Here is a 21,350-nt window from a genome sequence, read left to right on the forward strand (position 1 = left end):
CTGTTTATAGTTTATAATACAAAATTGAGTTTCTCCGGATAACCGGTTTTATAATTATAGTAATTAACCTCTTCTTTGCTAAGCAAATTTTTCACGGCTGCAATATGAGCCTGTGTAGTATTGTAGCAATCAAGAGCGTATAATTCTAATTGGTCAAGCATATTTAAAGCGTCATTTACGGGAATTACATACTTCTCCGCATTGTACCACAAAGTAGTATATACCCGGCCCGCTTCTTTTTCTATGTTTATTGAGTTGACTAATCCTACACGGGTGTCTTTATCCAGCCATATTTGTTTTCCGTCCAGCGTCAAGGAGTTTACAGCATCCGACTTGTCGTAAGCGTTGATCTCTGCGATCTTTATCTCTTTCAATTCATCAATGGTGTACTCATGCTCAACCAATACCGGGTAACCGCTTTCGTTCTCCTTGATTTCTTTTCCGGATGATTGACCGTCAAGCAATTCCTGCCAGTACTCCACCGATATTTCTACTGCTCCTTCTTGTGGTTTATCATAGAAACCATTTTTCCAATATATTTTTCCCATAATATTACCTCCTTATTTCCATCTACCAATTGCAAACCATGTAAAATTCCAGCTAGTCCAAACAATAGCCGGAGTTGAATTTATTCCACGGGTGAGAACTCTACAATATGATGTATATTTACCATTAAGGTCATACCCCGGAGCATATATAAAAGATTCACCTGTATTATTTACTGCTCCAGTGAAATAAATGTTATAATCAGTATTATAGAAACTGGTAGGAAAATACAGATTAATTGCCCCCCCGGTTGCTCCGACTCTTGTCCCCCACTGTATCAAAAGCCCATTATTGAACTTGGCATAACCGTTTGCTCCCAAAGAAACCGTCATAGCGTTGGAGAGGTCTGCTTTAGCCAAGTTGGGTATCATTGCCAATAGTTCTTCAATCCTAGCTCCCGAATATTGACTGTTATAATCACTCATAGAACTTACTCTTTATAACGTTAAACGTACTGCCGTCAGACAGTATAAACCGTCCTTCGGTCACTGCAAATGCCTGTCTTTTCCCTTCTTGAGATACCGTAGTAGAAACGGAAACTGGATTATTGCCCTTAGTAGTCGAGAACACGACAGTTTGTTGCCTGTCCAATCCTTCATTGGCAACATCGCTCATTACGCTTGCGGCTCCATTAGGGCCGGGCGTAATGACAATGTTTCCTTCTCCTTTCTTCCAAGGTACAAGTATATCCATTATGCGGCAGTCCAAGAAGTGTTAGACGTAACAGCAACGGAAACAGCTGAACCGTTTTGAGGAATTGTAATTTCTGTTGGGGAAACGGATAGTTTTGCGTCTCCTGCTGCCTGTTTGATTGCAATCTGTACAGCCTGACCACCGTTTGCGGTTACTTTTAATGTTCTTACAACTTCTTCAATAGTTTCATTTGCTGGGAATTCAAGTTCTATGGAGAATGGGAACTCTGCTGTAGCACCTGGGTCACCTGTGATGCTAGCCGCATTATCTGTCTGTGTCCCATTCGCACTATATTTCGCTGGAATGGGAACATCTGATACGCTACCCGCCCATGCAAAGGTCAGCTTTTGAGAATTAGTCTTACCTTCAACTGTGACAGTCCCGGCAGCTTTGGGCGCAGACATTTCCGCTCCGTTATCAAAAGATGCAAACTCGGATTTAGGAGTTTGAGTTACTTTATAAGTTGCAGGAGTAGATACTCCGACACCCGTTATTGTCACCGTACCGGTTCTAGCTGTACGACCTGTATGAGCACTTGCACTGTTTGCAATTGTCCCATTTCCGCTTCCAATTGAAGGGTTTAAATTTAACCAACTAGGCTTTGCCATAATTCAAATCATTAAGTAATTAAACAATAAAATTTTATTCTTTTGTTGCTGTGGTCCATACCACATTTGACAATACATCTACGTTATCTTCAAAGTTATTGGAGGGCATCAACCAGATGTAATCAGGCTCTACTCTCAAATAAGCATCTTTGCCAACGTCACAGACAATCCCTACCGACACTTTAATTGAACGGCTGGGATTTACAGAGACATTTATCCCAGACAAAGGAGATGTGCCCACCTTTATTCCTTTCGAGGCTTCTATGTTAACCCGTATGCATCCCATATTATACAATTCTTATTCCGGTTGCCGACTTGTCTACCTCCGGTCTTATTCCTCCTTCATAATCAGTGTCAGGAAGATAAGCCGTGGTTTCTATCCAAATTTCTCCCCTCCCTATGATGTTGGTATCAAGGAAACAAGTATAGCTGTTCTTATCATTACGTACCATTTCCGACTTCTTGATCGTCTGGGAATTGAGAGTTACAGAGAACTTGCATTCGAAATCTATGTCATCCATTGTCAAGCCCGAAGGTAGTTCAATAGATACTGCTAATTTTATGATCGTTCCTTTTGCTACCATTGTTTTCAACTTATTTATTCTTCTTGTGATAGAGCATTGCTGACAGCTATTCGATCAATGACACGAGTAAATAACTGCGTATACTTTTTTAGAGATTTAGCTTGTTCAGGGGATATATCAACTTCTCCTTTCCGGTATATATCTTGAGCAAGATTAAATTCTCCAAGATCACCTGTATTTTGATAAATCGCATTTCCGAATGCTTTAGATACATCGACGGTACTCTTGTTCCCTTCGAGATCGGTTAATTCTATTTTTCGAAAGTCTATTTTCATAATTATTATTGATATCTATAGCTAACTATATAATAATGTGAGGAGCAATATCTAAGCAAAAGGGTATTTCCTCTTCCCAAAGAAATTGCTCCATTTGAATCCAACTCTGGGCTAAGGACTTCTCCTGCATTGTTTAACAGTCTACCATCAGATGAACCTTTTAAGGTAATCCGATGAGCTGTGGTTGGGTTCCATGTAATGACAATACTTAAGAGAAAAGAGACATCATTATTTATTCCTAAATTACTTCTTCCTGGTAAAACCATTCCTAAGTTAACAACAGACTGACCATTAAACACAAAATTATGAGTCCTTTTTATAAAAGTGGTAAGCACATCTGTATAGGCTTGCCCTATATATCCATCTTCGAATATTGCACGTTGTCCTATGCCGTATATGTTACCATCGTATTGGATTGCTGTTTGCTGTGACCAGCCTAAATCGTCTACAGCCGGACGGAATTTTGCATAAACGGCAGTACCAGAATCTACTTCCGAGCTTGTAAAATCAAATCTTCCTAAGCATGACATTCCCGAAGAAAGTGGAAACACATTAGTTCCAATCCCAGCCCATGATTTTTCATCTGAAAATTTAATGAAATCTTTGTATAGGGATAATCCTTCATAAGCATTGTTATGATTGGGATCATCAACACCGATATGTGTATCAGATATTTTAAACCCGGCAATTGTTCCCTCTACGGCTGCTAGTTTCTTTACGGTCAAATTATCAACATCAATAAACTCCGTCTTTATCTTGCCGGCTTCTATGAAAGTCTTTCCGCCTACGTTTATTCCACCGGTTTCTGGAAGAGATATTTTACCGTCAGATGTTAGCTCGACACCTGTAACATTATGCTTAATAGAGCCTTCAGTCATTATCCAGCCCTTCGTTTTATCTAAGTTTCCAACAAATATTCCGGAAGAACCGAGAACATCAATCGTCGCATTCTGCGCAAGAAGGACGTTTGTTGCTATGTTCTCGAACTCGCTGAACTCTTCCCACTTTGTTGAGTCAAAAGAAGTTGTAGACGTATGCGTGATCTTACATAACTTGTTCTGACCGTCATAGATTACTGTATCTATGAATGTCTCATTGTTATAATACTCGGTATTGGCTTTCCATACTCCACGGGGACGGAGCATTGCACCGGGTAACCCTGTTTTTCCTTGGCTTCCAGTGATGCAAGCCGGATCGCTTTCCCATGTCGAACCATTCGTATAAGTTACCTTTGTTTTAGTCCATAGGTACTTACCATCCTCCCATTTGGGAGACGTTGTAGACCACGCTCCGCCTTCCAATGATGAAGAAGAGGTTGACAGGTAAAACAAAACATCAACGGCACTTATCCCTACGCCATCGTTTCCGCTTGGTCCCTTTCCACCTGTTACACATACCGGATCTGTCTCTGTATATGTATTGTTAGTGTAGGTGATAACTACACGTGTCCAGATGTATTTGCCATCCTGCCATGCCGGAACAGAAGTCTGCCACGATCCACCGGTAGGCGTGCTGTATGATGTAGACAGGTAATATTGTTCGGCAACACTCTTGACTCCGATCCCAGTTTCACCCGTGGAACCGGTAGAGCAGATAGGGTTAGTGGTTGTTGATGTGCTGTCTGTATATGTTATTACTGATCTAGTCCAAATATATTTCCCATTTTCCCATGTCGGAGGCGTTGTGCTCCATGAACCACCAACCAAAGAATTAGAAGAAGTAGACAGATAATACTCTTCGACAATGCTTGATATTCCCCTACCATCATCCCCTGTATTACCTTTACCTCCGGTGATACAAGCGGGATTGGTTTCAATAGATGAACCGTCTGTATATACCACTTTGGTTTTGCTCCAAATGTATTTCCCATCTACCCAAGTTGGTGAGTTTGTAGACCATGAACCACCGGAAAGGGAGGTTGAAGAACTGGATAGGTAATAAAGGACATCAACGCTCTGTACGCCTTTACCGTCTTTTCCATCCTGTCCATCTTGCCCATCTTCCCCTTTAGAAATAACCTTCAACCAGTCAGTAGAAGAATCTGACGGCTCCTGCGTAGTCGTAGATTCAATGCAAATCCATGTGCTTCCGTTGTGGGTTACTTCGTCATAATACCAATACGTTCCGGATTTCCATTCACCCTTAAAAACCGGAACCGGTACTTCCGTCACACCGTCATTTGAAATCTGCTTGATCGTACCGGTCATGTAGATTCTGTTAAGATATGCACTATGTCCGGTCATATCCATTCCAAACAGTTTCAGGTTAGACAGGTCTCCCAACTGCATGGCAATCATATCCTTTGTGATCTCCCAGTTGTTTACACCCTTAAGGAAACGGATATAATTCTGCGTGGAATAGCTGGACTTCTGGCGTTCCGCATTGGTGAAGTTACCGTAGCAAACAAAGTGCATAGCCTTTTGAGGATGGTAAGTATATCCGCTGCGGAGAACGTATTTAAAAGAACCATTATCCAGCTTTTCGGTGATCCGGAAATAGGTTGTCTGAAAGCCTGTGTCATTGTTAAAGTTAGCCTTGCAAATATCATCCACTTCAACAGCTGCAACCTCTCCCGGTTCAAGCTTCAGGTAAACGATGCTGTTCTCTTCGTCCACTGATTCGATTATACCGCCTCCAGGTGCGTTCCATTCCTCACCCGTGATAACTGATACCCGGTTATATCGCAATTCCGGTACTTCAAGGAAATCACGTAGGCGCAACGACTTCGCATCTATATCTCCGGATGGGGTTATCAGCCAGCCAAGTAACTTTTCAGCATAATCAACAGAAGATATATTGCCGGAGAAGGCGGCATTATTGGCTGTAAGCTTATCAAGCACCTTTACAATATTGCTGCTCAATCCTGTTGCAGTTATCGTGTCCGTTACAATACCTTTGGTAACGTTAATGCCGTTCAGGAATGAAATAAGCCCTAGTGCTGTATCATCTTTCGTCTTACTTATAGCATAAGCTATAATCTCCTGAAGCACTCTTTTTGCAGAGAATACGTTTCTGTCAGACGGGATTGTCTTGTCATTAATCCCAATAACATATACACTGATTCCACCACCTCCGACAGCAGAGCCGGAATAGGTTTGTCCCTTGTAAGTAAGGGAATCAAGCTTGCTCTCTATCTCTCCGATACGAGAATATGAGGCAGTTTCACCGACTGTATAAATCGGATGATCGTAAGGAATATCCAGCGGCCACTCGAAACCGATTATTCTTGATTGTCTGCCTTCCGGGAAAAATGCCTTATTTATCAGATTGATCTTAGCCCCGACTTCGTATGTACGGATATTACCCTTATTGTAGATGAAATCAGCATCCATCTCACAATCGTAGGTGGACGGGTCAATCATGGATTTCTTTACGTATTCCTTTGCCTTTTTGAGTAGATTCTGCTCTGCGTCCGGCAACATCTGTTCGGAGATGTATGCGGTATCAAAGCCGTAAAGGATATATGTGTCTGCGGGGACTTCTTCACCGTCCTCCATGTGTGCGGTTTGCGGATAAAGAACATCATCCGGAAGAAAGCGACCGTAATCCTCATTGCGGACAATTTCGAAGGTTGTTCCGGTGTTATCGCTTTCTACAATATTGATAGCAAAGTCCATCCCGGCAAGCTTGCCAGTTTGGAATATCATGTGAAGTTCCTCACCATCCAGCCTAAAATCTTCTGTAAAGTTCTTCAGTCCCGTATCTTTGAAATTATAGATCCGATATTCCTTATCGTTATCGTCTACCTTGTCATCGTGGCTGACACTGGATATTGTGCCCTTGTATTGGGGATATTCATCCTCAAATATAACGATCTCTTCGATTGCTTCCTCTTCTGGCATTTCCACGTTATCCGGATCATTATAGCGTTCATCTCCGATATTGATACGTTCACCGGTCGGGCTGTATTTATAAGCATCTACATAAGAAATACCCTCCGGAAGCATAAGGCGTTTCTGAACAACTCCGTTAAGGGTCATTTCCTTGTCATCCTTACTGAAGTAGTTATCGGGGACTTTACCGCTTATGATGTTGTTAATGGTGTACCGATTACCTGAAGAGACGGTTACACCTTCCGGTAGTTGGATAACGTTTGAGTTATCTCCAGACAAGAATGTCGGATTATAAATCGCTTGAAAAGTCTGTCCGGCATTTGCACCGGTAAGGAATGTTATAGAGACAGAGTTACCATTGTCACCGTACTTTATATCTTCTTCTTTTAACAGGAAGTTGATTATAGCACTACTTGTTGAAGTTATATACCAAACACTAACCCCAACGTCTATAGAACAGTTTGAAGCTTGTGAAGGAAGACTGAAACTTACAAGTTTGTCTTTTATTTCGAGAATTTCTTCAGTACCTACCGGTGCGGTTGCATTAACCTGCTCATTCAATAGGGTAATAGTTTCCTCTATAGAATTTACAGTATAGTTTAATGATACCCACAATCTGAATATCCCGTTAAATCTTACCCCGGATGACATGATAGTCGAATACTTTATATGAGTAATATTAAACTCATAATTACCTTTTTCCAGAGTTCCTATGTTTGTCTTTTTAACAACGTCGGCTAAATTTGTCTCATTAACAGGAACATTTTCAAATACATAGGCAGCATTTTCGGGGAATGTCAACTTTACCTTATTCTCTATCTTAGAACTAAGAGGGAAATAGCTGTTTTTGAGCGGTCTTGACGTATCGGATATATTACGTCCATTAACCTCTTTTACATCGAATATCAAATCTTTCCGGTAACTGGAAGGAATGTTACGGGTGGAACCGAAAGCGTAGATACGGGTCGCATAAGTGGTCTGGCTGTCGCTGCGTGTCATGCTGTTGACATTCACATTTTCTGTGTCTGTCAAATCACCGGCTTTGAAATCAACGGGTGGGCTGTATTCACAACGTCCGAAACAAATTTTATGATTCTCTATCCACCATTCACACTCCCAAGTCTCCGCCATCTGCGTGAGAGCGTCGATCAGGTTTACGTTGTCATAGGAAACGAGCTTGGAAGTGTTTTTTACTGTACTGTCAATCTCGTATATAAATTCTTCTTCTCTGAACTTGTAACCGAGTGCTTTCAGGTTATCAAGAAAGACTTTCAAATGCGTGTCAAGGGTAGCGGTGAGATTCCATGCGGCTTCGCGTCCGGTGGTTTCCGGTGTATAGAAAAACTTCTTGTTCTTCCATTTCCAGTAATAAGCATCAAGACGTAGTTCGTAGTCGTATGCACCGGTATTGGAGTTGTAGGTAGGCTTATACAGGTCTACCAACTCAAATATACCTAATTCATTGTCTACGTAGTCTCCTAGTTTGAAATAAACCGGATTGGAAAGGCTAAATAGCAAAGTAATATAATCTTCCTGCATCAAAAGGAAGCGTCTCTTCGAACCCTCATTGATAGGAGTCGAAAAGCGAATGTTGCCGGATATGTCTTTGATGTCTATCATAAGTTTCGTATACCTTCATACGATGTTTATGCAAAGATAATAAAAGTGAAATAAACTATGCCACTTAAAACGTTAAATTGTACGATTTTCAGGCGATGGATTATATTCAACTAACTTTAGTGAAAACTTAGCTATGCCTCTCATAAACTGTGTGAACTGATTACATGAGAGATATACTGTACGGTACATAATATTAGGTTGGTACTTTGTCCTAATATTTAATATACCGGTAGCAAGTTCTTTACAAAAATTGTTGTACTTCTCGAAAAAATCATCTTCATCTTTAGCTGTGAGATGAATGGTCAAAGTAAGATTACGTTCGTCCATTTTAGGATTAGCGGTTATTATACGCTTTCCGTGTTCTAATCTTGACTTGTTCTCTATGAACTCTTTATTAGGTGCAGGGGTCATCAATGCTGATAGGGAAGACGTGTCCATACTAATACCCCAGCTATCGTAGGAATCTTTGTTGTTTATAAAAAGCTCACCTTTAGGCATATTCTTATATTTTATAATGTTCAATATCAACGAGTTGATAAACCTTTAGTATTGACTTTAACTTCTGAAATATCAGCTCTTATATCATTCAAAAGTTTAGTATATTTAGTAATGTCCTCCAAATAACTGTTTGTTATAACGTGCTGATTGAGAATGTTGCTTAATGTTTCATTGCCGGCAGATGAGATTCCTATAAGGGAATTAACCCCAACCATAACAGCTATCATTTGATTCTTTATTTCTTCTCCAGCAATTTGTAAAGCAGTGAAACGCCCGGACAACTCATCTATAGAATCTTGGGTGACCGACGCTGATACTTTCTTTGAAGCTTCTTGGGATGAAGAGGAAGAACCTGTATATCCTGTTATTTCAGCAATTTTATCTCTTTCATTTATCGCGTCTTGAACCATTGCATCGTACTCTTTTCTAGCATCTTCCAACTGTTGTTTAGTAAGTTTCCCTCCATTTTCCTTCATCAGTTTTGCAATGCCATTATACCATTCTCTCAATTCATCATCAAACAACTCTCCCATAGAGAAATTAAGTAGTGCACGTTGCATATATTCGGAGAAATCTTCAGAAAAGCTTTTAGCATCCTTATCCATATCCATTAATGATTCCAAGAAGTTGTCTCTCAAACCATCAAAAGAAATTTGCATCAGAGACTCATTGATTTTCTCTGTTAACTCATCTAATTTTCCAGCTTGGTCGGCATACGCTTCAAGCTTTTCCATTACACGTTCTCCATATCCGCCTTTGCCGGAACTCTTAATTTGCTCATATATATCAGCATTACTAAGAAGCTCTCTCATTTGTTCGGGTGTCAGTCCCCATAACGAGTTAGTACCGGAGAAATTCTTATCCACATTTTCACGAACCCAACGTAGTTGTTCGTCATTCCATTCCATATAATATTGCCAGCTATGATGCGAATTACTGTATCTAGCTTGCTCACGTGCTATTTTGAGAGTATTATCAATCTGTTCTTTTTGATATTTATATGCTTGTTCGTATGCCGATATAGATTTGGAACCTGCGGACTTATCCATTACATCAGTTAATCGGTCAATCGATTTTTCTAATGTTTCGTTTCGGTCTGTTAATCTGTCGATCGCCTCTTGCACTTCTTTAGCATTGCTTCCGCTAATCTTGTTTATTAGAGAGTCAAATCCGCCAAAGGAAATAGCATTAAAAATATTGCTTACGCCATCCCGTATGGATTTGCCTAATGTGACAAATAAATCACCGGATAAAACATCGCTAAGAATTCCACTAACTGCATTGAATACTGAATCCAGCAAAGTTCCAACAAAATTACTAAGTCCATCCTTAAACACATCAATGAGTGATATGATCCAACCGACAATCGGAACTTTATCAAGTTTATCAGCAAACTTTTCCATAGCTCCTCCGGCTCCTTTACCAATTTGCAACAATCCTTCGTAGGCATTTTTAATGCCTCCAGAAGATAACTTCTGTAATCCACTCGTTACATTTTCCATATTAGCCTTTAAAGCTGTTGCGGTGTTAGTTAGGCTTTGTTGCATTTCATTGGCAGCACTTGTTTGAGCTTGTACGTTTATAGATGCTGCATTTGCATTTTGTTGGGCTATCTCAAAAGCATTTTGAGCTGCTTTTTTCTCCTCTTCTGTTCCACTTTTTAACGCTTTGGTGTAATCATCTTGGGCTTTGGCTAACTTGTCATGAGCCATAGTCTCTTCCTCAATAGCAGCAAGACGATTTTGTTCAGCTAGTTGATATGCTTTTATGTCTTGACCTAACTTCTTGAAGTTTAAACCACCAGCTCCGCCTAAAGATTGCTCCATTTGGTTGATGGCATCAATCAATGCTTTTTGGCTGTCTTGGTCTGAACTTTTAAACTTATCTGTTTGGACGTATTTCTTTGCTTCTTCAAGTGCCGGTTTAATCATATCATTAAACATGCTCCCAAATTCACCAAATACAGTAACCCAATCTATATTGGCTTTTATAGCTTCGGTTTCCTTGTTTTGGATGGCAACGTCACGTTGCTTTTCTAATAACTTAACTTGCGCACTATTTACTCCATTTTCTTCTTGTACTTTTTTTATCTTTTCAGCATATTCCTGCGCTATAGCAAATTTCTGTTGCTGGAATGTTCCATATTCTTTCAAATAATCATTTAAAGCCTGTTGTTCGGCTTTAAGTTGTTCCTTGGTTATATCAGCAATTGCTTTGTCTCTCTTGTTTTCAGCGTTTGTATAACGATCGGAAATCTCGATAGATTGTTCCGAGGTTAATTTCCCCTTTTGCTTTTCTGATAATTCTTTTTCTTGTTTCTTGATGGCGTCAAGTTCCTTTTGATAGTCAAGATCAATCTGTTTCAGCTTTTTCTCTGTGCCTTCCTTCATAAGATTGATTTCCGCTTGTTGATTTTGGCGACGAAGCGACAAAAGTTCTTCGGCTGTCTTTTGTTGTTCTTTTTTTTGCTTATTAGCTGCGGATTCTCGCTTGGAAGAAGAGTCATAGACTTTTAATTCTTTTTCTGCCTCTTTTAGCTTCTTAGTGTTATCTTTATAGGATTTTATAACGGAAGCGTCAATTCCTTCAAACTTACCAGCATCCAACAATTTTTTTTGAGAAGATGCTATAGAATTTAAGGCATCTTCAGCTTCTTTCTTTTGACCTTCCCAATACTTCTTATTGAATATAACAGGTTTCTCGGACTCTTTTTTAGCTTGCTCATCAGCTTTTTCAAAATCTTCTAAAGCTTTTGTGTAAATCTCAAGTTCTTTTTTAGCGGCAGCTAAATCTTCTTTTAGTGCACCAGTATATCCCCCTCTGTTTGTAGTTCTGATTATACTATTTTCTAGGCCTTGTACTTTTTGTTGTGACATTACAACTTTGGTCTTTAAACCAATACGTTGTTGGCGCAACATTTCATCTGTTTCCAGTTTGATTAATTCGGCATTTGTTTTTCTTTTTGCTGTTTCCCAATCCATATTTTGAAAAACTTCAGGCATTAAACGCTGTAATTGGCGATATGCGATGAAGCGTTCTTCTATAGATTTGGATTCATTACTTAGAATATTGGAAAGTTCTCCTGCTTTATTTTTCAGATCGTCGTAGTGGCTTTTTTGAGCTTCAAGAGCATTATTTGTTTCACGGATGGCTTTTTCTGTCTCACTTTCTGCAGTGGCAAGTTTATAAATGCCGTATGCCAATCCCGCGATAGCAGCAGCTGCTAATACATAGGGATTTTTCAGCATTGATAAATTCAATGCATCTTGCGCTTTTTTTGTCAAGACTAACCATCCATAGTGAGCTGCTTCTTTAGCTGTTAAAGCTGTAATACCTGATGCTTGTAAAGCTTGCAAGGCATTAGTTACCATTAAAGCGGTGCGATATGCCCCGTAGGTCCCTACGATTTCTATTAATATTCGTCCTACTTTCTCATAGTTTTCAACAAGATAGGAAACTCCGGATAAAGCATCATTAATAATACCTTCATTAGCTTTCCCTATTTCATTAAACATGGTAGAAATTGCATCCTCTATATTGGAAATCTGACCAGTGATTGTCTTGGACTGTTCTTGCATAAGGTTGTAGAACATTCCTCCTTCATTTGTAAGGTTTTGGATGACTTTCTGGACTTCCGGGAAACCCACTTTTCCTGCTTCAACTAAACTTTTTACTTCTCCTTCGGCTACTCCGAACACTTTTGCCAATTCGCGAATCATAGGAATACCACGCCCTGTGAATTGATTCAGGTCTTGTGTATATAGACGACCTTGGGTCATAGTAGTACCATAAAGATAAACGATGTCTCCGAGAGGTTGAGATAGACCGGCAGCAATGTTTCCTAAACGTATTAAATCGTCATTTACGTTTTCAACATTTTCTCCATAAGCAAGAAGTTGTTTTGCTCCATTTGCTACGCCTTGAAGGTCGAATGGGGTAGTGGCTGCTGTCTTTACAAGTTGCTGCATGAGGGCATTTGCCTTATCTTCACTGCCAAGCATTGTTCTAAATGCGACTTCTAGCTGTTGGAATTCTCCGCGAACCTTCGCAATATTTGAGATTAATTCTTTAGCGGTAAAACCTGCTCCAAAGGCGGCAGCAGCTTTAGTCATACGGTTAAACAAATCTTCAATGCCTAGCCCGCTTTGTTCTATTTGTTTGGAAGCGTTTTTTACTCCGTTTTCACACTCGTGTAGTTTGCGTATAAAGTTGGAGTTGTCACCGGTAATATCGAAGTGTAATCCAGCCATAAGTCTTTTCGATAGAAATAGTTCCGTGCAACATCACACGGCATTGCAAATATACAAAATATGCTTCTTTGTAGTGCTATATTTGTTATTAAAACATCCTTAAAAGTTTATTTTTTATCTTTAATTTTGTTTGCGTAGATATATTAAATATATTTGCACATATACAACAATATAAATAGAGCAATGGATTTTAAAGACAAAATCATGCAGCTATCTGAAAATATAAAGAAACAGAAAGATAGGATAGCTACAGAAGAAGCAACAAAAAATGCTTTCATTATGCCAATGATAGCTGCTTTGGACTACGATGTTTTTAATCCCTTTGAGGTTGTGCCTGAAATGGATTGCGACTTAGTAAAGAAGAAAGGGGAGAAGATAGATTATGCTATAATGAAGGATGAAAATCCGATTCTTCTTATTGAGTGCAAACATTGTAAACAAGATTTGAACTTGCATGATACTCAATTACAAAAGTATTTTGTCGCTTCTAATGCACGTTTCGGAGTGCTTACTAATGGTATAGAATATCGTTTTTATACTGATCTGGAAAAGGTAAACATTATGGATGAGAAACCTTTTCTTGTCGTGAATATGCTGGAACTTTCGGATACAGATATAGAACAGTTGAAGAAATTTCATAAATCTTATTACGATGAAAATGATATTTTAAGTACTGCAAACGAACTTAAATACACGACAGAAATAAAGACAATATTGAATAGTGAATTTGTTTCACCGTCATCAGATTTTGTGAAATTCTTTGCTAAACAGGTATACACAACAGGGCAAATAACCCAGAAAGTTGTTGAGATGTTCACGCCACTTGTGAAGAAATCAATGTCTAGTGTTGTCAATGACATAATATCTGACAGGCTTAATACAGCAATGAAGAACGATGAACAGGCTGATGATTCAGTTTTCGAAGAGGGAAGTTTGTCAGATTCTCCCCGACAAGATACAGACGACAAACTCCCGGAAGGAGTTGTATATATGGACAAGGACTCCGGAATTATAACTACACAGGAGGAATTGGACGCCTACAATATTGTGAGGAGCATCTTAAGAAAAAGCGTAGATGCCGCACGTATAACTTACAAAGATTATAAAACATATTTCGTCGTTAATCTTGATAACAGCGAATGGTTCTGGATATGCCGCATTTCCATTGGTGCAAGAAAGAAACGAATTGGGATACCAGTAGACAGGTACAAAAGCTGCGACTGGATTCAAATTGATAGCATAGATGACATATTCAAATATGCGGATAGACTTGAAGAATCACTTAAAATGGCAATAGAAAAGTTGTGAAAATTAAAACTCAATAATTATGAAGAAGAAAATTTTATTCTTACTAGCAGTGTTTGTGTATTCAATAATGGGGTTTGCTCAAGAAAAGAAAGAAGTCATCATTAAAGCTGGTACTGTTGTTCCTTTGGAAGCCATAAGTAATGTTAGAGCCTCTCAAGTACATGAAGGACAGAATATCGATTTTAAAGTTTCTAGGGATGTTATTGTAGATAAAATAGTAGCTATTCCAGCTGGCACTATAGCTAAGGGGATAGTGTATGAAGCAAAAAGATCGGCATGGTTTGGAACCAAAGGAAGATTAGGTATTAAACTACGTTATTTAACTCTTCCATCTGGAGATAATGTCAACTTTTCATCCTCTGAAGTATATATAACAGGGAAAAACAGAACTCCATTATCTGTTGTTATATTTTGTTGTACTTGCATTCCTCTTCCTTGTGGATCTAAAGCTGAAATGAAAATAGGTTATGAGTTTGATGCATCAGTAGCTAACAATACTACAATAACTTTAGAGTAATTATTTTAAAATTGTTCAGTTTTACCAATAAATCACGAGGATTTTTATATAACCCTCGTGATTTTTTTGCCTTCTATTTTTGCTTTTTGTTCTATTTGTCGTATTTAGTCCCATCTCATAGCTTTTATCTTTTCCATGTTTTTCGGGTCGTCTGCATTGACAAATGTCCTGTCATTGGAAATACGGGCTTCTTTCTTTTCTTCGTCAGTAAGATATACGGAAGTAATAGCATCTGCCATCAGCATTTGAAGGAATGAAAAACTAATTTCCCACACAATCTGCTGTGGAGTCATGTTGAGTTTTTCACATGCTGGCAATATCAAAGAACCAAATATGCTTTTACCGCCAAAAGTGATGGAATTGCCTTTCTTGTTTTTTATCATTGAAACTTTAGCTAGTTCTTTACGTTCCCGGTCAATCCCGAAATATTTGATAAACTCATCTGTATTATCTTTAGTAAGAACCATAACAAGAAGTTGAGCCATTTCTTCATTTGAAAGATTTTTCCTCAAGAACTGACATCTGCCATTTACAATTCTGTCATTAAATAGTTCTTCTTTCTTGTTGAGTGTGTGATAAGATAGTAGTCGGCAAACAATCTCTTTTTTTTCTTGGCATAATCTTAATGCTTCCATATATGGGTTTGCTTTAATAATATCAGCCTTCATATCAAGACTTTCAATGAGCCTTGAAAGTAGATATGTTTTGCCTAACGTTATTGGATATAGATAAAAATGCCGCTTATTAACCCGAAAGCCGTATGGTCTTTCCATTATGGTATCAGCGATATTCATTTCTATTATTTTTCTATTTTCGACCATATACTATTACTTTTAGAAAATAAAATGGCTATCTTCACAGACTGCCAATTTCAGACATGAAAACAAATCAACTCATGATTTTTAGAGCGGATTGATGGGCCTGCACCATCCCCTTCACTCTGGTAGAGCGACGCACGCCTGTGTGTGCTTAATCCGCATGTGTGCATCCACCTAATAGATGCACTATTCTCTATAAAAACTATACCTATTGCAGCCTATTAGCCTATGCCGGAATTCGGAGCGACTTCAAACTTGTCTCCATCACCATCTTCGTCATCCGGGTCACATTCAATTTTTGTAATAGGCGATCCTGTTGTAGGAGTAACAATAATTTTACCCCATTGGACTTGATTCTTATCAGCAGCAGATTTTAAGGCATCAAATGTATATGCCCAAACACCACCATCGGCACTGGTAAACGTGTCTTCAACTGATACCGTTGTCTTTTCCATGCAAAATCCGGGAACTTCAGGATCTTCCGGTTGTAGCGCAACAGCATAATTGTGAGCAACTACTCCATCACTGTCGCTGATAGGTCTTTTGCGCCCTTTTGCCGCACGTATGTTGAGTACTAGGGCATAGGTGTTTTTACCATACTTGACGTCTTCATTTTCTCCGCCTTCAATTTTGGCTTCTTGCTTGTCGCCTTTTGTTGTTGTCAACTGTGTGGAATCTTCCACAGGTGTAGGAAGCTCTTCCCATTTGGGTGAAGTAGCATCCAGGTCTTTTACGAAAATTCGGGGTTTACCCCATCCGATTACTGCCATAGTTCTATATCACTTAATATAGTTAATACTTATTCGTTATTTATTTCAATATACAGTTTGTTATTGATGAAATGCTCGGTATGTCCGTCTTCAAAAGGAATGCCTGTGGAATTAGTTTTCTGACTGCATTTTGAAGGAACTGTATGATACTCATCTTTGCGTATAAAAACAAGGAACTTGCATAATTCACATAGTTCACCTACGCGTTGAGTATTTTTTTCCCACGATTTTGTTTCTTCATTCCATTGGTCACTGACATATATATTGACATTAACATAAGCTCTCTGGATCTGACCGCATCCCTCATTAGCAAGAACAGATATAACTATATCTTCCTTATCTGATTTATTGGGTCTTCCTCTGTCACTCAATTTACCAGAAACATTCTGTTCAAGGCTTGTTCCCTTAATCTTGTGGTAAACGAACTTCTGTATTTCAATGTCTGATTTCATTATTTAGCAATCTGCCTTTTTAGCTTTTCAAGCATTTGAGGAATTTTGTCTGTCGCCCATAATTCCGTTGATGCAAGTACGTCTTTATTATCCATCGCTTCTACATATTCAGCGTAATTCATTCCGGCAACAATGACAAGTACATAATCATTAGAATACCTTTTTATGAGTTCTTCGGCAAGGTCTTTCCCGGCTTTTGCACCTTCCTGACCTCCGGCTTTGACACGTGCTGTAAATGAAACTTTTTTGCCATCTTTAGTAACATATTCAACTTGTTTTGTATGGGCTGCTTTCCCCATGCTACTGTCAAAACCGTAGCTTGAAACTATGTTGCCATTATGGGAAATAATATATCCAACAGAACTTCTAAGATTACCGGACTGGTCAAACCAGCTCTTTTCTCCGGGACGATCTCGGATTCTTCGTACACATTGCTCTCCAAGATAAGCTAAAGCACGTATTGTTAGTGTTTCTACGCGTTCTGCTTCTTTCATTAAAGTCTTATGTATTTCGTCCAGCTTGCCGGATAATTTTATTCCCATATTTTAAACCCAAATTTTACACTGAAGTTGGTAACGATGGAAACCTTTTACTTCAAATTCTCTTTCAATTCCTCCGAGCAGATTTATTTTAACCCTGTCTCCAATAGTAAAGGTCTGACAATTACTTGGAAGACAAACCGTATATGAATAGCTTCTTACAACACCGTCTTCAAACTCCCTTTCTTCCGCCTTTCCGGAAGGTACTGCATCACAAGGGATTGAGCCCTTCCATTCAGATGAACCGGGATGATAATTTCCATTTTCATCTTCATAGCCAGGTACAGCCACTAGGTATTGTAAACGATGTGGATTTCTATTTGCTACTGCCATACTACAACAAACAATCACCCACATATACCATTGGTTTTGCTTCCAGTTCTACTGAAGGCTCACCAATAGTATTGTAGATGGAGTTAACACGTAATAGTATTCGTTCTTTGTCTTTATCAGACAAAGCCCCGAAGGACTTGTCTGCTTCAGAGAAATTGATAGCCTGAACCAAAGACCAAAGACAATCAGCTAGAGCTCCCTGATATTCGTTAGAATGAGCTATGTCGTAATTAAACTCATCATCACCATTGAGATTACGTTTAATCATCACATTCTCTATAAAACCGATAGGGATCGGATAATGTATTTCGTCTATGAGGGCTTGCTGAATTGTCTTCATGGTTTACGATGCTTTATGAGATTCAACAGCCTTTTTCAATGCTTCTTCGTCTGCGTCACTTAATCTGTTGACTGCTGCGATTAGCTTATCATCGGAAACGGTGGAAGTAAGGTTCTTGCCTGCAATCTTGTTATATTCCGTCACAAACTCCGGCTTTTTGTAAGTTGCTCCCCAAATTGTAATCTTAACATCAGAAGTATCTTTCTCTTCTTCTGTTGTGTCTACTGTTTGGGCTTCCAGTATATCCAAAGAATAGATTTGATCTACGTTTTCGATAACCGGTAAGCAGATAGCCTGTCCGTTTGTAAATTCCTGCAATGGGTCTGTTTTAGAGTAGCGGCTAATCAACTTATATTCGTCAATAGTAGTATATTCCACTCCATTAACGGGATTAGTTGCTTCAGCCAAAGTTCCCCATACAAAAGAACCTACATTATCAGCGGAAGGGAGGAATATAAGTTTGTTTGCATTCCACGGCTTATAAGAAACCCTTTTCCCATTCTTCTCATAGGTAACAGAACGGTCAACTTTCAAGAACGAAATGCCACCATATTGATCCGAAAACGCTTCGTCAAATAAAGTAGATGTAGGAACCGGAAGTTTAGTATCATTATCAAAGGTTTGACCACGATAATTTGCGGCTAGTTCTTTAGCCCATTGAGATTGACGCATTTTGTTATATGTAGATAAAGCCAGCATAATAACTGAAATACTGTTACCGTCATCGTTAGCTTTACTTATAACTCTTTCAATATCATCTCCTGTAACTTCACCGGTAGTAACAACCCCAAAGCTATGTTCTGGTAAATAACCATAATCAACACGGAGACCTATACCAGTATTTTTATCATCGTCACCCTCAACAATGATGACACCATCGGATAGTCCTGTAAGGAAATTTGCTTCATTTCTCTCATCAATACCAATAGAGCAAGCTGTTCCATCGTCCAACATACGAGTGATTATGCGGTTAAGAACAGATTTCTTAGCTGCATCCGTGCTGGCGTTGGATAAATGAGCTCTCATAATGTTGATAGCATTAATTTGAGTCTCTCTTAGAATCTTTTTAATTCCGATCTTAGGCAATTCTCCGTTTGACCGTGCGATAGAATCTCGCTTTTTAGGTGAAAGCGGAGAGTCCATAGCCACCATATCAGCAGCGACATACGTAGTATTGGCAGATGTGCCTTCCCATTTCTGATCGGGGGAGTACACTTTAGTAAGCATCGTTTTGTGAAGATAGGTCAATGTCTTGTTTGTATCATTGATCTTTTCTTTCACATACAGGCTTAATTTAGGCCATATTCTTCTTACAAATTCAATAAACAATGATTCATTCATCTTTCACCTCCTTTTAATCGTGTAAAAAAACGAGTTGTGGCAATGCCGTTTTTAATGCAGCTTTGATGCTGTCAACGGAATAAGGACTTGCCACATCATTAACTTCACCAGCATACATAATGCCTACAAATGGTTTGTCGGCAGGTTTTGAACAAACAACTACGCCAACATATTCATGATTGGATGGTAATGAATCGTAAGCTGTACCTGCAGAATTAACAGGCATCGGCTTATAAGTATCGTTCTCTGTATCGCGGATAACGATGTGCCCGGCTTTGATTACAGACTGCTTAAATCCAGTCATGTCTAACGTCCGGCCATTCATAATTCCGCCCAAATAGTTACGAATAACAATCGAATCCATTCCGGTTAGGATTGTTTCTTGTTCGTTGACTAAATCTGCTTTTGCACCCATTTTTAATTTGTTTTTGATTAAAGGCCTTTAGCTATTGCTATGACCTCTTCATCAGTTAATACTTCATTTTTTTCTTGTTTCTTACTTCCTGCACCTGGAGGATTCCCCAAACTAGATAGTCCTGCGTCGGCACGTTCTTGGTTGTAAGATTTCAAATCTTCCTCAACTTCGGAATAGAATTCTTCAAACTCTTCATCATTTTCAAACTTCATTTTATTGAAGGATTTCAATGTGCGAGTTCCGAATGTACCAGCATCTTTTAAAAGGGCTTCAAGTTTTGATTTTCGAGAAGCTGTTAGCTTTTCTCCCTCTAATGCGGAGATTTTGCCTGTTAAAGCTTCAATGGTTTGCATCATACTTTTAGCCCAATCGGGGGCATCATTCTTTCCTTTGTTTTGGGAATTCTTTTTGTTTAAACCCGGTTGGCGATTAGTGGAATTTGATGACTCATCGTCATCGTCGTCATCGGTTTCATCGTCGTCGTCATTCTTTTTGCGGTTTTCTTCGATTACTCGATTTGCAAAAGACTGGCTGACTTGTAGGTAGGGGAGAACCGCATCAATAGCTGTATCAATTTCTGCGTTTACGTCCTCATCGGAGGCATCGTCTGTGGAAGTTAGATTGTCGGCAATCTTGGCAGCGACACTCATCAATTCCTTTTTATTGAACCCGAATGCCTTCACTTTCGGTTTCAATTTTAGAAACACTTGTTGTTTTCTGTCCATTGTACAATGTTTTGGTTACTAAAATAGTCTGCGAAGTACGTATACCAGCAGACTATTCGCTTAGAACTTTACCAAACAATAGAGCAATGAGTTTTTACGACAAGTTCTGTGGCGTACGTCTTCATACGCATCTGATACAAAAGTAGTAAAAGTGGCGTAAACTCAATCACTTTTAGTGTTAAAGTATATAAAAAGTAAATGTTTGGATTTGCCTGAATGAAAGGCATTTAATTAGGCTATTCCTTTAGGTATCTATATGCTTTTAGGTATTTGTTTAATCTGTAAATATCTTTCTCTGCAAGTTCGTTCAAACGTGTTATATCCATGTTGTCTTCCAAGTCATGCAATTTAACTTGTCTTCCTATAGGGTTAAGCTTAGAACGTTTTATAAAATCTTCGTAACTTTCTCCTTTATTACGAGTAACTGAAATAATAGCATCAACAATATATTGTGGGAATCCTCCCATTAGTAAAAAATCAGCGGTAACTTCAGTATCTTCTATCGTATCATGCAGCAAAGCAACAATCCTTTCGTTATCTGTAGAACATTTATTTGCGACGCGGATAGGATGAAGTATATAAGGCATTCCTGCTTTGTCAACTTGATAAATATGCGCATCTGTTGCTATATGAAGCGCTTTCTCTAATAAAGTACTAATATCTGTCATATTCTGATTTTGAAATTTCTTTTCCGCCAAGAATTATATTACAAACTGTTTTATTGGATTGTGGAATTTCTATCTCGTTACGCCCACGATGTTTTATATACGATTTTGTTTGACCGTTATCGAGATGTAAACGGATAACTGCTTCCTCAAAATCGTCAAGTAAATAAACCGTTTCACCTGACTGTAATTTATTATATAATTCCTTTTGGTTCATTTT

General features: G+C 38.8%; 23 protein-coding genes. 2 read left to right on the forward strand and 21 right to left on the reverse strand.

What is annotated here, in order from left to right; genetic code table 11:
* Positions 1-11: 11 nt before the first annotated feature.
* The 10 genes from DWZ47_RS18725 to DWZ47_RS18770 form a co-directional block, all read right to left on the reverse strand.
* Positions 12-548, reverse strand: coding sequence for a DUF4376 domain-containing protein (locus DWZ47_RS18725; protein ID WP_117514113.1), 537 nt, complete (start codon positions 546-548; stop codon positions 12-14).
* 12 nt (positions 549-560) lie between these two features.
* On the reverse strand, positions 561-971 hold the full coding sequence (locus tag DWZ47_RS18730) for a hypothetical protein (protein ID WP_117514115.1): 411 nt from the start codon (positions 969-971) through the stop codon (positions 561-563).
* Positions 964-1,239 carry a hypothetical protein gene (locus tag DWZ47_RS18735; RefSeq protein WP_117514117.1) on the reverse strand — a complete coding sequence of 92 codons (276 nt, stop codon included), beginning with the start codon at positions 1,237-1,239 and terminating at the stop codon, positions 964-966. Before DWZ47_RS18735 ends, DWZ47_RS18730 begins: the two co-directional genes overlap by 8 nt.
* The gene (locus tag DWZ47_RS18740; protein WP_117514119.1) at positions 1,239-1,847 is read right to left on the reverse strand and encodes a BACON domain-containing protein; all 609 of its coding nucleotides are present in this window, start codon (positions 1,845-1,847) and stop codon (positions 1,239-1,241) included. Before DWZ47_RS18740 ends, DWZ47_RS18735 begins: the two co-directional genes overlap by 1 nt.
* 34 nt (positions 1,848-1,881) lie before the next feature.
* Positions 1,882-2,133: a hypothetical protein gene (locus DWZ47_RS18745; protein ID WP_117514121.1), complete on the reverse strand. Its 252-nt coding sequence runs from the start codon at positions 2,131-2,133 to the stop codon at positions 1,882-1,884.
* A 1-nt stretch (position 2,134) separates the two neighbouring features.
* Positions 2,135-2,431: a hypothetical protein gene (locus tag DWZ47_RS18750; protein WP_117514123.1), complete on the reverse strand. Its 297-nt coding sequence runs from the start codon at positions 2,429-2,431 to the stop codon at positions 2,135-2,137.
* A 14-nt stretch (positions 2,432-2,445) separates the two neighbouring features.
* The gene (locus DWZ47_RS18755; protein ID WP_117514125.1) at positions 2,446-2,706 is read right to left on the reverse strand and encodes a hypothetical protein; all 261 of its coding nucleotides are present in this window, start codon (positions 2,704-2,706) and stop codon (positions 2,446-2,448) included.
* 5 nt (positions 2,707-2,711) lie between these two features.
* Positions 2,712-8,159, reverse strand: a complete 5,448-nt coding sequence (locus DWZ47_RS30690) for a hypothetical protein (RefSeq protein ID WP_199488159.1) — start codon at positions 8,157-8,159, stop codon at positions 2,712-2,714.
* 72 nt (positions 8,160-8,231) lie between these two features.
* Positions 8,232-8,657, reverse strand: coding sequence for a hypothetical protein (locus DWZ47_RS18765; protein WP_117514127.1), 426 nt, complete (start codon positions 8,655-8,657; stop codon positions 8,232-8,234).
* 26 nt (positions 8,658-8,683) lie between these two features.
* Positions 8,684-12,907, reverse strand: coding sequence for a tape measure protein (locus DWZ47_RS18770; RefSeq protein ID WP_117514129.1), 4,224 nt, complete (start codon positions 12,905-12,907; stop codon positions 8,684-8,686).
* Between the two features lie 183 nt (positions 12,908-13,090).
* Here DWZ47_RS18770 and DWZ47_RS18775 point away from each other — a divergent pair, with 183 nt between their 5' ends.
* Together DWZ47_RS18775 and DWZ47_RS18780 are read left to right on the forward strand one after the other, a co-directional pair.
* A complete protein-coding gene (locus DWZ47_RS18775) occupies positions 13,091-14,215 on the forward strand; it encodes a type I restriction endonuclease (protein WP_117514131.1) in 1,125 nt (374 codons plus the stop codon).
* Positions 14,216-14,234: 19 nt separating this feature from the next.
* Entirely contained in the window at positions 14,235-14,732 is a 498-nt protein-coding gene (locus tag DWZ47_RS18780) for a hypothetical protein (protein WP_117514133.1), read from the forward strand.
* Positions 14,733-14,836: 104 nt separating this feature from the next.
* On the opposite strand, the gene DWZ47_RS18785 is transcribed toward DWZ47_RS18780, so the two are convergent.
* From DWZ47_RS18785 to DWZ47_RS18835, 11 genes are all read right to left on the reverse strand, one after another.
* Positions 14,837-15,553: a hypothetical protein gene (locus DWZ47_RS18785; protein ID WP_117514135.1), complete on the reverse strand. Its 717-nt coding sequence runs from the start codon at positions 15,551-15,553 to the stop codon at positions 14,837-14,839.
* Positions 15,554-15,771: 218 nt separating this feature from the next.
* Positions 15,772-16,320: a hypothetical protein gene (locus DWZ47_RS18790; protein WP_117514136.1), complete on the reverse strand. Its 549-nt coding sequence runs from the start codon at positions 16,318-16,320 to the stop codon at positions 15,772-15,774.
* Between the two features lie 29 nt (positions 16,321-16,349).
* Positions 16,350-16,772 (reverse strand): hypothetical protein, encoded by a 423-nt coding sequence (locus DWZ47_RS18795; RefSeq protein ID WP_117514138.1) that lies wholly within the window; start codon positions 16,770-16,772, stop codon positions 16,350-16,352.
* Entirely contained in the window at positions 16,772-17,314 is a 543-nt protein-coding gene (locus DWZ47_RS18800) for a hypothetical protein (protein WP_117514140.1), read from the reverse strand. Before DWZ47_RS18800 ends, DWZ47_RS18795 begins: the two co-directional genes overlap by 1 nt.
* A 3-nt stretch (positions 17,315-17,317) precedes the next feature.
* Positions 17,318-17,644, reverse strand: a complete 327-nt coding sequence (locus DWZ47_RS18805) for a hypothetical protein (RefSeq protein ID WP_117514142.1) — start codon at positions 17,642-17,644, stop codon at positions 17,318-17,320.
* A gap of 1 nt (position 17,645) precedes the next feature.
* A complete protein-coding gene (locus tag DWZ47_RS18810; RefSeq protein WP_117514144.1) occupies positions 17,646-17,984 on the reverse strand; it encodes a hypothetical protein in 339 nt (112 codons plus the stop codon).
* A gap of 3 nt (positions 17,985-17,987) precedes the next feature.
* A complete protein-coding gene (locus DWZ47_RS18815; protein ID WP_117514146.1) occupies positions 17,988-19,325 on the reverse strand; it encodes a major capsid protein in 1,338 nt (445 codons plus the stop codon).
* Positions 19,326-19,338: 13 nt separating this feature from the next.
* Positions 19,339-19,740 carry a hypothetical protein gene (locus DWZ47_RS18820; protein WP_117514148.1) on the reverse strand — a complete coding sequence of 134 codons (402 nt, stop codon included), beginning with the start codon at positions 19,738-19,740 and terminating at the stop codon, positions 19,339-19,341.
* A gap of 17 nt (positions 19,741-19,757) precedes the next feature.
* Positions 19,758-20,465 carry a hypothetical protein gene (locus DWZ47_RS18825; RefSeq protein ID WP_117514150.1) on the reverse strand — a complete coding sequence of 236 codons (708 nt, stop codon included), beginning with the start codon at positions 20,463-20,465 and terminating at the stop codon, positions 19,758-19,760.
* A 236-nt stretch (positions 20,466-20,701) separates the two neighbouring features.
* Entirely contained in the window at positions 20,702-21,133 is a 432-nt protein-coding gene (locus tag DWZ47_RS18830; protein ID WP_117514152.1) for a GTP pyrophosphokinase, read from the reverse strand.
* Positions 21,120-21,347 carry a hypothetical protein gene (locus DWZ47_RS18835; protein ID WP_117514154.1) on the reverse strand — a complete coding sequence of 76 codons (228 nt, stop codon included), beginning with the start codon at positions 21,345-21,347 and terminating at the stop codon, positions 21,120-21,122. The genes DWZ47_RS18830 and DWZ47_RS18835 overlap by 14 nt, the downstream gene beginning before the upstream one ends.
* Positions 21,348-21,350: the final 3 nt, after the last annotated feature.

This window comes from Bacteroides sp. AF32-8BH (genome assembly GCF_003435205.1).
Classification (GTDB): Bacteria; Bacteroidota; Bacteroidia; order Bacteroidales; family Bacteroidaceae; genus Bacteroides; species Bacteroides ovatus.